Source organism: Pseudomonas sp. ES3-33, assembly GCF_000952175.1.
Taxonomy (GTDB): Bacteria; Pseudomonadota; Gammaproteobacteria; order Pseudomonadales; family Pseudomonadaceae; genus Aquipseudomonas; species Aquipseudomonas gregormendelii.
Window position 1 is genome coordinate 35,147 of sequence record NZ_JZRI01000002.1, and the last position, 13,760, is coordinate 48,906.

Here is a 13,760-nt window from a genome sequence, read left to right on the forward strand (position 1 = left end):
GCCGTTCCCACAAGGCGCGAATAGCCCGGATGATCACCCAAAGGTAGCTCACACATGGCAAATGAATCGAAATGCCCGTTCAATCACGCCGCTGGCGGTGGCACGACGAACCGCGACTGGTGGCCTAACCAACTGAACCTGAAGATCCTGCACCAGCATTCGTCCCTGTCCGATCCGCTGGACGAAGGCTTTGACTATGCCCAGGCATTCAAGAGCCTGGACTTCCAGGCGCTCAAGCAAGACCTGAACGCGTTAATGACCGACTCGCAAGACTGGTGGCCGGCGGACTTCGGGCACTACGGGCCGCTGTTCATCCGCATGGCCTGGCACAGCGCGGGCACCTATCGCACCGCTGATGGTCGTGGCGGAGCGGGCTCCGGGCAGCAACGTTTTGCCCCCCTCAACAGCTGGCCGGACAACGTCAGCCTGGACAAGGCCCGCCGCCTGCTGTGGCCGATCAAGCAAAAGTACGGGCGCAACATTTCCTGGGCTGACCTGATCGTCCTCACCGGCAACGTTGCGCTGGAATCCATGGGCTTCAAGACCTTTGGTTTCTCCGGCGGCCGTCCGGATGTCTGGGAGCCGGATGAAGACGTCTACTGGGGCTCGGAGAACAAGTGGCTGGCGGGTGACAGTCGCTACGATCAAGGTCACAAAGAACCCATGCAAAAGCCCGGCGAAGGCCCACTGGTTGCCGAGCCCGGAGAAAATGAAGACAGCAGGGTCGAACCCGGTCGGCACCTGGAAACACCCCTGGCCGCCGTACAAATGGGCCTCATCTACGTCAACCCCGAAGGCCCGGAAGGCGAGCCAGACCCGGTCAAGTCGGCCCTGGATATTCGCGAAACCTTCGGCCGCATGGCCATGAACGACGAAGAGACCGTCGCGCTGATCGCCGGTGGCCACGCCTTCGGCAAAACCCACGGCGCCGGCCCTGCGGACAATGTTGGCGCGGAGCCGGAAGCGGCGGGCCTTGAGGAACAAGGTTTCGGCTGGAAAAACAGCTTCGGTACCGGCAAAGGCCCGGACACCATCACCAGCGGCCTGGAAGTGACCTGGACCACCACGCCCACCCAATGGAGCAACAACTACCTGGAAAACCTCTTCGGCTTCGACTGGGAACTGACCAAAAGCCCGGCCGGCGCGCACCAATGGACGCCAAAAAACGGCGCCGGCGCCGGCATCATTCCTGATGCCCACGACCCGAACAAACGCCGCAACCCAACCATGCTCACCTCGGACCTGGCGCTGCGTTTCGATCCGATCTACGAACCCATCTCCCGGCGGTTCCTGGAGAACCCCGACCAACTCGCCGACGCCTTCGCTCGCGCCTGGTTCAAGTTGATCCATCGCGACATGGGCCCGCTATCGCGCTACCTCGGGCCGGAGATGCCCAGCGAAGAACTGCTGTGGCAGGACCCGATCCCCGAAGTCGACCACGAGCTGATCAATGACAGCGATGTCACCGCACTCAAGGGCAAGCTCCTGGCCAGCGGCCTGTCCGTCTCGCAACTGGTTTCAACCGCGTGGGCGGCGGCTTCGACATTCCGCGGCTCCGACAAACGCGGCGGTGCCAACGGCGCACGCCTGCGCCTGGAGCCGCAGAAATCCTGGCACGCCAACCAGCCGGAGCAACTGGGCAGCGTGCTGGCCAAACTTGAAAGCATCCGGAACGAGTTCAGCAACGGGGGCAAGAAAGTCTCGCTGGCGGACCTGATCGTCTTGGCGGGCAACGCCGGCGTCGAACAGGCGGCCAAGAATGCCGGGGTCACCCTCACCGTGCCCTTCACTCCGGGCAGGACCGATGCAACCCAGGAACAGACCGACGTTGAGTCCTTCGCCTTCCTCGAACCTGTCGCCGATGGCTTTCGCAACTTCCTCAAGACCCGCTACACCGTACCGGCCGAAGCACTGCTGATCGACAAGGCCCAACTGCTGACCCTCACGGCCCCGGAAATGACCGCGCTGATTGGCGGCCTGCGGGTGCTGAACACCAACGCCGGCCAGACCCGGCACGGCGTGTTCACCCAACGGCCGGAAGCCTTGACCAACGACTTCTTCACCAACCTGCTGGACATGGGCGTGGAATGGAAACCCACCTCGGACGACGCGCAGGAGTTTGAGGGACGTGACCGCAAGACGGGCCAGGTAAAATGGACCGGGACACGTGTGGACCTGGTGTTTGGATCGAATGCGCAGTTGCGGGCGCTTGCCGAAGTCTATGCGAGCAGCGACAGCCAGGAAAAATTCGTCAAGGACTTCGTTGCGGCGTGGACCAAGGTGATGAATCTGGATCGGTTCGATGTGAAATAAGCCTGAGCCCTGAAACGCAAACGCCTCCTGCTGGAGGCGTTTTGCTTTGAGGCGCGAAGGCTACACCGGCGAGATCGTGGCCAGAGCGCCGATCAGCACCGTCAGTACGAGAAAACCACCGAGGAAAATCGCCATCTTGCCCATGAGGGTGCTCCTGCCTGTTCAATATGCAGTTATTGTGAGCCGCAGACTGTTTGCGTTACAGATGCAGATGGCGATGAAAAATACGGATCAGATGCCGACCGCGTCGCATCATAGTTGAATCGTCCCTCGTCCCCTACGACCTTCTGCCGCTCCTGCAGGTAGTCGCTGTCTGCCTTCGGCAGCTGCACTAAAGACTACCAGCCGGGGCGCGGAGGCAGATTATCCGCTGCTATATCCACAAAAACTACTCCGCCATGATCGCGTGATACTGCTTCTGGTACTCGCTATAAGGCAGGTTCTTTTCCATCAATGCCTTCAACCTAGTTTCCTTGTACTGGGCAGCCGACATGATTCCTGCCGGAACGGGTGTGACTGCGGGCGCTGCTGCCTGAGTTGACGGCGTGATGTTGCCGATGCACTGATATTTGACGACTATCTGGCCAGCGGTGCAATTTCCCCATCCATCACGAGTCTGGCAAATCTGGGTTTTCCCTCCAAATGGCTCCGCCCGCTGATAACCCCAGACAGCGCATTTGTTGGTCGCGATCGATTCAGCCTGGTTGATGTCGACAATAGGCGTTTCAAAGGGTCTGAAATCGTAAGCCATATCAATCGAGCCATCTGCCCGACTGCCTCCTGTGGCGTAAAAATCCTTGCGGGTGGAGCAGCCAGTGATTGTTACGGCCAGCATGACCAGCAAAATCAGCTTATACATCGAGAAAATCCTTTTCAGTCGGCGACTGCATCAAATAGTGGCAATACGCCTTACTGTAGCAGCTTGCGAAGTCATTGAGCTGTATTCGTGCACGTCCGCCTGATAGCCCATATTGTGAGTTGTCCGGTCTTCGATTTCGAACCACGAGGGCACGATGTTCCATAACGCCATTGTGGGTCTTCCTGACCAGGGAAAACAGTACTCAAGAAGTTCATCGCGACTTCTAATAGCTCACCCTAAATCAGGCAGATTTATTCAACCAACTTGATGCCAGACAACTCCCGGCCCCGATCATCAATCAATGAAGTTTCATATCCCAACTTCCGACTACCCGTCAGAACCTTCCTACTTCCTATAATAAACACCCGCAAAAAAGCCCGCTGACCGTCACCAGTTCAGCGGGTTCTTCAACAGTGCTTCTACTGGCAGGCTTATTTTCGCTAGGCCTTCCAAGACCTTCGGCTATTTCTCAAGTTCAAGTTCATCCAACAACCGATCCACCGACAATTCTGCCAACGAAATCATCTGTAGAATACCCAATGCCAAATTGCATTTCGGACCGCTGAGGAGAAAAGCCAACTCACTGGCCATGACGCCGGCCGAGGCAAGGGTTTCGCAAGCGTGGGTTAGTAACGTTTCAGCGTTTACATCAGGGGCGATGATAAACATTGGAGGAGCACAGCGTTTTGCCATGGCTGGTTTACGGGATTCAAACGTTGAATCGATTTCTGTGTGACCATCCGTTTTCGGAGGATTCGGGGTTTCTTTGATCATGTGGAACTCCTATGACATGAGTTCCTCTTCACCCGCTACCACGCAAAGTGAGGAGGCGACTGTACACAGGGTGGTAGACCGGTCATAGGAACCCGGCAGGCCGAAGCCTCCCATGCACAGCCGCCACAAAGCAGCCAGCAAAAAAAACGCCCTGAGGCGTTCTGGGTCTATGAAATAACCGGGCTACCACACCCGTCCGCTGAATTTGCAGCGGCAAGGCAAGGTTAGCGATGAGGCTTGCGAAGTGCAAGCGCCGTGGTTGGAACCCTCCATGCTGGCGATCCTCCCATAACAACACCCACAAAAAAGCCCGCTGACCGTCACCGGTTCAGCGGGCTCTTCAACAGCGCTTCTACTTACAAAGCCATGTCACTTGCAGCGTTAGCCTTCGGAGCAGCCTTCTCGGCATCAGCCGGAGCAGCCACCGGAGCCGCTACCTGACCCATCGCCGGCGGCGGAGTCAGTTGCAGTACCTTGGCGGTATAGGCCCACTCTTCAGCCACTTTCTCAGGGCTGCCGTTCAACTGGGTGCCGTAGCTCGGCACGATCTGGTGCAGTTTTTCCTGCCAGGCCGGGGAAGCGACCTTGTCCTTGAACACCTTCTGCAGCACAGTCAGCATGATCGGCGCGGCGGTCGATGCACCTGGGGAGGCGCCCAGCAGGCCGGCGATGGAGCCGTCTTGCGAAGCCACGATCTCGGTGCCCAGCTTCAGCACGCCACCGGCGGCTTCGTCACGCTTGATGATTTGCACGCGCTGGCCGGCTTGCCACAGGCGCCAGTCTTCAGCCTTGGCGTTCGGGAAGTATTCCTTCAGGGCGTTGAGGCGGTCTTCGTCCGACAGCATCAGCTGGCCGGCGAGGTACTCGACCAGCGGATATTCCTTGATGCCGACCTTGGTCATTGGCCACACGTTATGCGTGGTCGTGGTGGTCAGCAGGTCCAGGTACGAACCTTCTTTCAGGAACTTGGTGCTGAAGGTCGCGAATGGGCCAAACAGGATGACACGCTTGCCGTCCAGGACACGGGTGTCCAGGTGCGGAACCGACATCGGTGGTGCGCCAACGGAGGCTTTACCGTAGGCCTTGGCCAGGTGTTGCTCGGCGATGGTCGGGTTCTCGGTCACTAGGAACGAGCCGCCAACCGGGAAGCCTGCATACTCCTTGGCTTCAGGAATACCGGACTTCTGCAGCAGGTGCAGGGCACCGCCGCCAGCGCCGATGAAGACGAACTTGGCGTCGGTTTCGAACTTGCTGCCGTCTTTCAGGTTTTTGTAGCTGACGCGCCAGGTACCGTCTTCGTTCCTGGTGATGTCCTGCACTTCGCTGGACAGCTTCAAGTCGAACTTCGGGGTGGTCTGCAGGTGCGCGACGAACTGGCGAGTGATTTCGCCGAAGTTGACGTCGGTACCGATTGGCGACCAGGTGGCGGCAACTTTCTGTTTCGGGTCACGCCCTTCCATCATCAGCGGCACCCACTTGCTGATCACAGCCGGGTCTTCGGAATACTGCATGCCGGCAAACAGCGGGCTCGCCTGCAGGGCTTCGTAACGCTTTTTGAGGAAACTGATGTTGTCGTCGCCCCACACAAAGCTCATGTGTGGCGTGGAATTGATGAACGAACGCGGGTTCTTCAGCACGCCTTGCTGAACCTGCCAGGCCCAGAACTGACGGGAGATCTGAAACGCCTCGTTGATTTCAACGGCCTTGGGAATCGACACATTGCCCTTGTCGTCTTCCGGGGTGTAGTTCAACTCGGCCAGGGCAGAGTGACCGGTACCGGCGTTGTTCCAGCCGTTGGAGCTTTCCAGGGCCACGCCGTCCAGACGCTCGATCATTTCCATCGAGGTGCCGGGTTCCAGCTCGTTGAGCCAGACACCCAGGGTCGCGCTCATGATGCCGCCGCCGATCAGCAGCACATCGACTTTCTTTGCCTCTTCCGCTTGAGCGGACGTGATCCCCATCGACAAAGCCAGCCCAAGCAGGGCCGTGTTCATTTTCTTAAACATCTGTAGCACCTATGATAAAACGCCATCCGCCCTGCCATCCGCAGTCTCGGGCCCCGTATTTCACGACATTCAGGCAGGATGTCGTGGGTGCTCGCGCCGCTGGATTGGAGGGTGGGCACACAAGGCCGATTGAGTGCATCGACCTCAGTTTATATGTCCCTACTGAACTGACTTTTTATCTTTATTGGCTTCAGCTGCTTGAGCGACAGTGATTCCGTTGGCGCGTCGCATGGACACGCAAACTGAATGGATCGAACCAAGTTACTGCAAAGAATATCACGTCAGGACAAACCCGCGCGTCTGTTCCCGACTCGCTGGTCCGGCTGCAGACGTCCGGGCCACTATACTCAAGGTGTTTTTTCACCCAAGCCGGCGAGGCATCTAAATGAGCGACAAACCCGATTTGCGCAAATACTCCTCTCAGGTAGTCGACGGCGTGGAGCGCTCGCCGGGGCGCGCCATGCTGCGGGCCGTGGGTTTTACCGACGAGGATTTCGCCAAGCCGCAGATCGGCATTGCCTCGACCTGGGCCATGGTCACCCCTTGCAACATGCACATCGACAAGCTCGCGCGGGAGGCCGAACGCGGAGCGAATGCGGCGGGTGCCAAAGGGGTGATCTTCAACACCATCACCATCTCCGACGGCATCGCCAACGGCACCGAAGGCATGAAGTACTCACTGGTGTCGCGGGAGGTCATCGCTGACTCGATCGAAACGGTGGCCGGTTGCGAAGGCTTCGACGGACTGGTCACGGTGGGTGGCTGTGACAAAAACATGCCCGGCTGCCTGATCGGCATGGCACGCCTGAACCGCCCCTCGATCTTTGTGTATGGCGGCACCATTCGCCCGGGTGCGGGCCATACCGACATCATTTCCGTGTTCGAAGCCGTGGGCCAGCATGCGCGTGGCGATATCAACGAGATCCAGGTCAAGCAGATCGAGGCAGTGGCCATTCCCGGCCCTGGCTCCTGCGGCGGGATGTACACGGCCAACACCATGGCTGCGGCCATTGAGGCCCTGGGCATGAGCCTTCCCGGTTCCAGCTCCCAGGATGCGGTGGGTACCGACAAGACGTCAGACAGCTTCCGCGCCGGGCAACAGGTCATGGAGTTGCTCAAGCTCGACCTCAAGCCGCGGGACATCATGACCCGCAAGGCCTTTGAAAACGCGATTCGCGTGGTGATCGCCCTTGCCGGCTCGACCAACGCCGTGTTGCACCTGCTGGCCATGGCCCACGCCGTGGACGTCGAGCTGACGCTGGATGATTTCGTCGAGCTGGGCAAAGTGTCGCCGGTGGTGGCCGACCTGCGGCCCAGCGGCCAGTACATGATGAGCGAACTGGTAGCCATCGGCGGCATCCAGCCGCTGATGAAACGTATGCTGGACGCCGGCATGCTGCATGGCGATGTCATGACCGTGACCGGCAAGACACTGGCCGAGAACCTGCGCGATGTTGCCGATTACGTGGCCGGCCAGGACGTGATCCTGCCCTTCGACCAGCCGATCAAGAAGGACTCCCACCTGGTCGTGCTGCGCGGCAACCTGGCCCCCGATGGCGCGGTGGCCAAAATCACCGGCAAGGAGGGCCTGCGATTTGAAGGCACTGCCCGGGTCTATCGCGGTGAAGAAGGCGCGCTGGCGGGCATTCTCAACGGCGAGGTGCAGGCAGGCGATGTGATCGTGATTCGCTACGAAGGACCCAAGGGCGGACCCGGCATGCGCGAAATGCTCTCGCCGACTTCGGCGGTCATGGGCAAGGGGCTGGGCAAGGAAGTAGCGCTGATCACCGATGGCCGCTTCTCTGGCGGCTCCCATGGATTCGTGGTGGGCCATATCACCCCGGAGGCATTCGAGGGCGGGCCGATTGCGTTGATCGAGGATGGCGACCGAATCGTTATCGATGCCGAAACCCGGCAGATCACCGTGGAAGTTGCGGCGGCTGAATTGGCCAGGCGCAAGACGACTTGGGTGCGCCCGGAGGCCAAGTACAAACGCGGGGTGCTGGCCAAATATGCGAAGACCGTGTCCAGCGCCTCGGAAGGCGCTGTGACGGATAAATATCTCTGAGCCGATTCCGGACTGGTTGCATGATCGCAATCGCGAGCAGGCTCGCTCCCACAGGGAGTCGCAGCGGACAAGGGTTTTGCGCCTCCAGCGAGTTCGTTGCAGGCGTGAAAAAACCTCCGATGCATTTTTGGGCAGAGGACACAGCAGTATCAAAGGATCGCAGGCTGTGCCAGGGCCGGTCACGGCTTCAAAGCCGGAACCTGTTCACCGACTGCGACAACTGCCCTGCCAGGCTCGCCAGCTCATCAGTAGTGTTGGCCGTCTCGCCAATCACACGGCTGTTGCCCTCTGACATCCCGGCAATCATTTCCACCTGATGGGCGATTTCGTTGCTGGCCAGGCTTTGTTCGCCAATGGTGCGAGTGATGTCGTTGACCAGTTGGGTGGTATTGAGCGTGGCATCGAGAATTTCCCGGATCGCCCGCTCGACCTCGGCGGTCACCGCCATCCCCTTGTCGACCTGAGCCACCCCCGCTTCCATGCTGCTGACCGCTTCGCGGGTGCTTTGCTGGATGCGCGCAACCATGCCGGCGATTTCCTGGGTCGACGCACTGGTACGCCCCGCCAGGCTGCGCACTTCGTCAGCTACCACCGCAAAACCACGGCCCTGCTCTCCGGCGCGGGCGGCTTCAATCGCGGCGTTCAGTGCCAGCAGGTTGGTCTGGTCGGCAATGCCCTTGATGACCTGGATGATGCTGAAAATCCCTTCGGACTCTTTGTCCAGGGTGCGGATGACCTGCGCCGACTGCTGCGCCGAGCGAGCGATGCCATCCATGTCGCTGACCACTTGATGGATCACCCGGCCGCCTTCCTTGGCCAGGTTTTCCGCCTGGTTCGCCATGTTCAGCGCACGCTCGGCATGCCGGGTGATCTCTTCGATGCTGGCGGTCATTTCGCTCGCGGCTGCGGCCATGGTGCTGGCGGCACTGCTTTGCTGTTGACTGCTGTCAGCTACCTCATGGCAGCCATTGCTTAACCGTTCGCTCATGCCGCTCACGCCGTGGGCGTTGCTGCGCACGACCTCGATCATACCGCGCAAGTCGCGCTGCATGGTCGCCAGGCTGCGAATCAGGGCGCTGGCTTCATCTTTGCCGGCAGGTTCGGCAATTGCCTCGCTCAGGTGGCCGTGGGCGATGCTGTCGGCGATGCGACTGGCGGTTTGCAGCGGGCCCATGATACTGCGCAGCACCCAGCGCCCCTGCACCAGCAGCAACAACAGGCTGGCGATCAGCACACCACCGAGGGCAATATTGGCGTTGCTGATGGCCTGTTGCGTACCGACGCTGGTTTGCTGGGTATCGGTTTCGATCAGTTCGCTGAGCGCAGCCATCTGGTCTTCGAGCTGGCTGAACGCGGCATTAAACGTGCCGAGTTCCTGTTGCGCAGCCAAAGGATTTTCCAGCGCCAGCCCGACAATCCGCTCCGCGGCGCTGATGTAGGTATCGAGGCTCGGCTTGATCTGATTGAGGCCAGCCTGGATGGTGGTGTTGACCGGCAGCTTGAGGTTGTTGCCCAGCACTTCACGGAAATGGCCCGCGTGCTCATCGATGGAGTTGCGCACCTCGGCCTGGCTGCTGTTGCTCTTTCCCAGGCCAACCAGCATCGCCGACAACACGTCGGCGCGCAGGGCGTCATGCATCATGTCGGCTTCGAGGTGATTGCGCAGCGCGGCCATGCTGACTTCGCTATCGCTCACCGCCTCCGCCATCTGCGTGTTTCCCACATAACTGACCAGGCTCATGATCAATGCCGTCAGCAAACCGGTACCAATCAGCAGTATCAAACGTATTTTTATCGACACTCTGTGCATCCCCGATCAGTTGGGTGCAGCCATGCTGCAGATGGCTGTTCTGATCAGGTTATCGACTGCGTGAAGCGCTAATTGAAGGCTATTTGCAAACGAGCGTTTGGCTCCCCGGTTGAGCCAGCAACGATCGCAAGGTCAAGGTATTGCCCAAGGAGAAACGCCGCCGGCGCAGCCTATGAGGGCCTCAAACACCCGGATAGACAATTTCCAGCCAAGGCCAGCGCGCCTGATAGCTGAGCGCTTTCTTTTCGAACAGATCAAATTGGTGGTTCACCGGATTGATCCGCAACAGTCCCTTCTCGATATCATCCAGGCCATAAGGCGCATACACCTCGCCGCTCAGCACATCCACGCCAATGCAGGTGCCCTCGATCAGGTAGCGATCAATGCCCTCCTTCGCCGAATTGAGCTGTGGGTACGCCCCGCCGAAGCGCTCGCCGTACCACAGGTGGACGCGGGCCTGGTTCTTGATTTCAATGTTGAGGTCGAGGTCTTGAAACAGCGCCTTGGCCGCCAGGATGACGTCGTTCTCCGCCTCCCAGGACAAGTCCTGGTCAAAGTAGAAAACGTCGTAATCCTTGATGCCCCACGCGGCGGGTTTTGCGTCGTGATGGTTCCATACGGCCTGGAACAGGCAGCCGGCAGTGAGCATGCACTGCTTCAGGCCAAGGGCCGGCAGACGGTCGAGGATCTCGACGTTGGCCGGGTTGGTCCGGGCGATTTCCATCAGACGATCGGGTGTCAGTACCATGGCGAACTCCTTGTCAGCAATCAGATCCCTGGAAGCAGGACGATACCGCAAAACAAGCGAGTTTTTCATCAGTGAGGTCTTAAACCAGTGGCAAGGTCACCACGAACTCGCTGCCCTGGCCATCGCCTGTGCTGTGCCCGGTCACGCGGCCACCGTGCGCTTCGACCAGCTCACGCACCACGGTCAGGCCGATGCCCAGCCCGGCGCCGTTGAAGCCGACGGCAGTAATGTCCTGCACGAACGGCTCGAAAATATGGGGCAGCGCCTGGGCGGAAATACCGATGCCGTTATCACCAACACACATCCGCAGCTCGCGGCCCTGGACTGTGACCCTTAACGTGACGACGCCGCCCGCCGGGGTGTATTTGACGGCGTTGCCCAGCAGGTTGCCGAGAATTTGCGTCAGGCGCACGGCATCGCCATTGACGCTGAGGGGTTGCTGCGGCACATCGGCCGTGAACTGCAGCCGGTGAGCGCGCATCACCGGCCGGCACACTTCGACGGCGTCGTCGATGATCGAGACCATATCGACCAGGCAGCAATCCAGTCGCAACTTGCCGGTACTGACACGGGACACATCGAGCAAGTCCTCCACCAGACGCGACATATGCCTGACCTGCCCCTCAATCAGTAGCTGCATGCGCGGCAGCTCTGCGCTGGGCACGCGTACCAGGCGACCGGCGATCATGCTGATCGGCGTCAGCGGATTGCGCAACTCGTGGGCCACCACCGCCAGGGTGTTGCGTTGCAACAAAAGCGTGTGTTCGGCCGAGGCTTGCAGTTGTTGCGCACTGAGGGCTGCAATGACCAACTGCTCGTTGGCTTCGCGCATTTCCAGGAACAGCTGCTGCTCGCTATCGGTACGCCGGTTTTTGTCGGCATCGGACTGCGCCGACAGGATCGCCAGCACCAGCTGTTGATTGGCCTCGATCAATTGCTCGACCTGCTGATTGTCCAGGCGCTGGGCGTTGGCCTCGCTCAGTTCCTTTTGCAGGGCCACCAGCACTGCCCGTGCTTCAACGGTTTTCTGCCCCAGCAGGAACAATTCACGAGCGGCAGTCGCCAGCGCTTTTTCGTTCCGGCCATCAGCCTCGTCCATGATATTCCTCATCCATTGTCGAGGTCGGTGTGGCGCTGGGTTGGGCGGCCGCCGAGCAAACCTTCCTGATCCGGCAAGCGGTCGCCAATCTGCAGTCCGTTTTTGTCTATGCGGTACAGGCGCAGCTCGTCAGAGTGCGCGCTTGAGCGCACCTTGACCACCGCCATGATGCGCAACAGGCGGCTCTGCACTTCGATGTAGCGTTGCACGATGATCGCGTCGGTGAGAAATGCCGTGCCGTAAGGGCTGAATCGCAGGTCGGTGTAGCGGTCTTCCAGCTCGGAAGTCATCAGCACGCTCACCCCGGCACCGGTCAACGCAGTGACCATCCGCGACAGCGACTCGCGGAAATCCTCGCGAAAGGTCGGCGCCAGCGCCAGCTCGAAACCTGACAATGAATCGATAACCACCCGGGTCGCCTTCAGGCGACGGATTTCGCTAAGCAGCAAATGCACGATCTCATCGATGGACAGGTCGGGCGCGCGGCTATCCACCAGGCCGACCTTGCCGGCCTCGATCAGGCTCGCCAGGGTGGCGTTCTGCGAATGATTGGGACGCTGTTCAAAGACGGCAATCACGCCGGTTTCGCCATTGCGCGCACCTTCGGCCAGGAAGGTCGCGGCGAGGATGCTCTTGCCCGAACCCGAAGGCCCGGCCACCAGCAGCGAATAGCCCCGCGGCAGGCCACCGCCGAGCATCTCATCAAGTTGCGGCACACCCATTTTCAGGCGCTCGCCGACAGGTGCCCGAGGTACTTCGAAGTGTTCGGTTGCAACCGGTGCGAAGACCTTTATTCCCGATGTGGCGATGCGGAAGGTGTGCAGTCCAGGCATCGTCGGCTGGCCACGCATCTTCATGATTTCCATCTTGCGCACCATGGAGTTGCGCTGCACGCTCTGGCGCAGCCAGATCAGGCCGTCGGCCACGGTAAAGATGGGGTTGGTGTCGGTTTCGGTGAAATACTCACCAATCAGGAAGGTCGTCGCCTGCCAGGTGGTCATCAACATGCCCAGTTGCTGGACGAACTGCGGCAGATTGTTGTTCGGGTTGTCCTGGGTCTGGCTGGCCAGTACCACCGAGCGGAACGAGTCTACAAAGACCAGGGCCGGCGAGTGGGTTTGCACCTCGCTGACGATGCGCCGCAGCACTTCGTCCAGATCACCGGCCAGGGTATCGTCGGCCAGGTTGATATAGCGCACCGAGTGGTTGATGGCTTCACTGTCGAAGAAGTCGAACTGCTGTTGATAGCGCAGCATCTTCAGCGGTGGTTCGCCAAGCACGGTGAAGAACAGCGCCGGGCGTTCAGGGGTTGCCAGGGCAAACATCATCTGATGCGCCAGGGTGGTCTTGCCGCAGCCCGGAGGGCCGGCGATCAGGTTGAACGAAAATTCCGGTAATCCTCCGCCCAGCACCTCGTCCAGTCCTGGCACGCCCGTGGCCAGACGGTTGATAGTTACTTTGGTGCTCATGGCGAAATTTCCTGCGAAGGGGTGTCGCTCAGGGAAGGTCCCCACACGTCACGAAGCAAACGTGCGGTGAGCGAGGGCCCGATCAGCGTGGTCAACAGCTCGTAGAAGATGGTCAGCATGACTTCGCTGAAGAGCAACGCATCGGCATCGCTCTGCTCGACGAGCACCGACCCGAGGGCAAGCACATCCATCGACGCCGGAACACTGGCACACGTGGCGGCGAATTGCGGGTGCCGGGCGGTGCAAAGATGCAGGCTGCGGCGGTAAAGCGCGACAACCCCCTGATTGCCGATGATCGGCGCGAGGGCTGCGTCCATATCCTGCAAAGTGGTGGCCAGCGCCTGGGCAATCCTTGCGGAGTCGGCGTTGGGGCCAACACGGTGCGCCAGAGAAGCTACGATCCGGCGGCTCTCTTGGCTTTGCGTGGTCATGGCAAACTGATATCTGGTGAACAGACCTTGATGGTACACCCTATGGACGCGTCGGGAGTCAATTAACCACGAGGCTGGCGGGGGACGCCGCAGCCATTGGCGATGATCACTGCCCAGTCGAGCAGCGCCTTGATCTGTAGACGCAAAAAGCCTATAACTTGATCCATAGATTATCAAGTGAGG

10 protein-coding genes and 1 pseudogene are annotated in these 13,760 nt (G+C 59.9%); 2 read left to right on the forward strand and 9 right to left on the reverse strand.

Annotated features, from left to right (window positions below):
• The first annotated feature begins 54 nt into the window (after positions 1 to 54).
• On the forward strand, positions 55 to 2,313 hold the full coding sequence (gene katG, locus UB23_RS00185) for a catalase/peroxidase HPI (RefSeq protein ID WP_045057373.1): 2,259 nt from the start codon (positions 55 to 57) through the stop codon (positions 2,311 to 2,313).
• A 388-nt stretch (positions 2,314 to 2,701) separates the two neighbouring features.
• On the opposite strand, the gene yecR is transcribed toward katG, so the two are convergent.
• From yecR to mqo, 3 genes are all read right to left on the reverse strand, one after another.
• Positions 2,702 to 3,172 (reverse strand): YecR family lipoprotein, encoded by a 471-nt coding sequence (gene yecR, locus UB23_RS00190; RefSeq protein ID WP_045057374.1) that lies wholly within the window; start codon positions 3,170 to 3,172, stop codon positions 2,702 to 2,704.
• Positions 3,173 to 3,634: 462 nt separating this feature from the next.
• Positions 3,635 to 3,946 (reverse strand): DUF6124 family protein, encoded by a 312-nt coding sequence (locus tag UB23_RS00195; RefSeq protein ID WP_045057375.1) that lies wholly within the window; start codon positions 3,944 to 3,946, stop codon positions 3,635 to 3,637.
• Between the two features lie 356 nt (positions 3,947 to 4,302).
• A complete protein-coding gene (gene mqo, locus UB23_RS00200; protein WP_045057376.1) occupies positions 4,303 to 5,952 on the reverse strand; it encodes a malate dehydrogenase (quinone) in 1,650 nt (549 codons plus the stop codon).
• Positions 5,953 to 6,337: 385 nt separating this feature from the next.
• Here mqo and ilvD point away from each other — a divergent pair, with 385 nt between their 5' ends.
• Complete coding sequence (ilvD, locus tag UB23_RS00205; RefSeq protein WP_045057377.1) at positions 6,338 to 8,020, forward strand: dihydroxy-acid dehydratase; 1,683 nt, start codon at positions 6,338 to 6,340, stop codon at positions 8,018 to 8,020.
• Positions 8,021 to 8,207: 187 nt separating this feature from the next.
• On the opposite strand, the gene UB23_RS30610 is transcribed toward ilvD, so the two are convergent.
• The 6 genes and pseudogenes from UB23_RS30610 to UB23_RS00230 all read right to left on the reverse strand — a co-directional run bounded on the left by UB23_RS30610 (position 8,208) and on the right by UB23_RS00230 (position 13,577).
• Positions 8,208 to 9,071 carry a methyl-accepting chemotaxis protein gene (locus UB23_RS30610; RefSeq protein WP_374091309.1) on the reverse strand — a complete coding sequence of 288 codons (864 nt, stop codon included), beginning with the start codon at positions 9,069 to 9,071 and terminating at the stop codon, positions 8,208 to 8,210.
• Positions 9,066 to 9,830 (reverse strand): annotated as a pseudogene (locus tag UB23_RS30615) (MCP four helix bundle domain-containing protein); the annotation flags it as partial. The pseudogene UB23_RS30615 and the gene UB23_RS30610, both read right to left, overlap by 6 nt.
• 181 nt (positions 9,831 to 10,011) lie before the next feature.
• On the reverse strand, positions 10,012 to 10,578 hold the full coding sequence (locus UB23_RS00215; RefSeq protein ID WP_045057378.1) for a nucleotidyltransferase family protein: 567 nt from the start codon (positions 10,576 to 10,578) through the stop codon (positions 10,012 to 10,014).
• Between the two features lie 79 nt (positions 10,579 to 10,657).
• Positions 10,658 to 11,677 (reverse strand): sensor histidine kinase, encoded by a 1,020-nt coding sequence (locus UB23_RS00220; protein WP_045057379.1) that lies wholly within the window; start codon positions 11,675 to 11,677, stop codon positions 10,658 to 10,660.
• Positions 11,678 to 11,685: 8 nt separating this feature from the next.
• Positions 11,686 to 13,146, reverse strand: a complete 1,461-nt coding sequence (locus UB23_RS00225; protein ID WP_045057380.1) for an ATPase domain-containing protein — start codon at positions 13,144 to 13,146, stop codon at positions 11,686 to 11,688.
• Positions 13,143 to 13,577: a hypothetical protein gene (locus tag UB23_RS00230; RefSeq protein ID WP_045057381.1), complete on the reverse strand. Its 435-nt coding sequence runs from the start codon at positions 13,575 to 13,577 to the stop codon at positions 13,143 to 13,145. The genes UB23_RS00225 and UB23_RS00230 overlap by 4 nt, the downstream gene beginning before the upstream one ends.
• Positions 13,578 to 13,760: the final 183 nt, after the last annotated feature.

Bases quoted from the DNA above. Each gene is read 5' to 3' on its own strand.
- katG (WP_045057373.1), top strand. From the start codon at position 55: ATGGCAAATGAATCGAAATGCCCGTTCAATCACGCCGCTGGCGGTGGC.
- yecR (WP_045057374.1), bottom strand. From the start codon at position 3,172: ATGTATAAGCTGATTTTGCTGGTCATGCTGGCCGTAACAATCACTGGC.
- UB23_RS00195 (WP_045057375.1), bottom strand. From the start codon at position 3,946: ATGATCAAAGAAACCCCGAATCCTCCGAAAACGGATGGTCACACAGAA.
- mqo (WP_045057376.1), bottom strand. From the start codon at position 5,952: ATGTTTAAGAAAATGAACACGGCCCTGCTTGGGCTGGCTTTGTCGATG.
- ilvD (WP_045057377.1), top strand. From the start codon at position 6,338: ATGAGCGACAAACCCGATTTGCGCAAATACTCCTCTCAGGTAGTCGAC.
- UB23_RS30610 (WP_374091309.1), bottom strand. From the start codon at position 9,071: ATGCAGCGCGACTTGCGCGGTATGATCGAGGTCGTGCGCAGCAACGCC.
- UB23_RS00215 (WP_045057378.1), bottom strand. From the start codon at position 10,578: ATGGTACTGACACCCGATCGTCTGATGGAAATCGCCCGGACCAACCCG.
- UB23_RS00220 (WP_045057379.1), bottom strand. From the start codon at position 11,677: ATGGACGAGGCTGATGGCCGGAACGAAAAAGCGCTGGCGACTGCCGCT.
- UB23_RS00225 (WP_045057380.1), bottom strand. From the start codon at position 13,146: ATGAGCACCAAAGTAACTATCAACCGTCTGGCCACGGGCGTGCCAGGA.
- UB23_RS00230 (WP_045057381.1), bottom strand. From the start codon at position 13,577: ATGACCACGCAAAGCCAAGAGAGCCGCCGGATCGTAGCTTCTCTGGCG.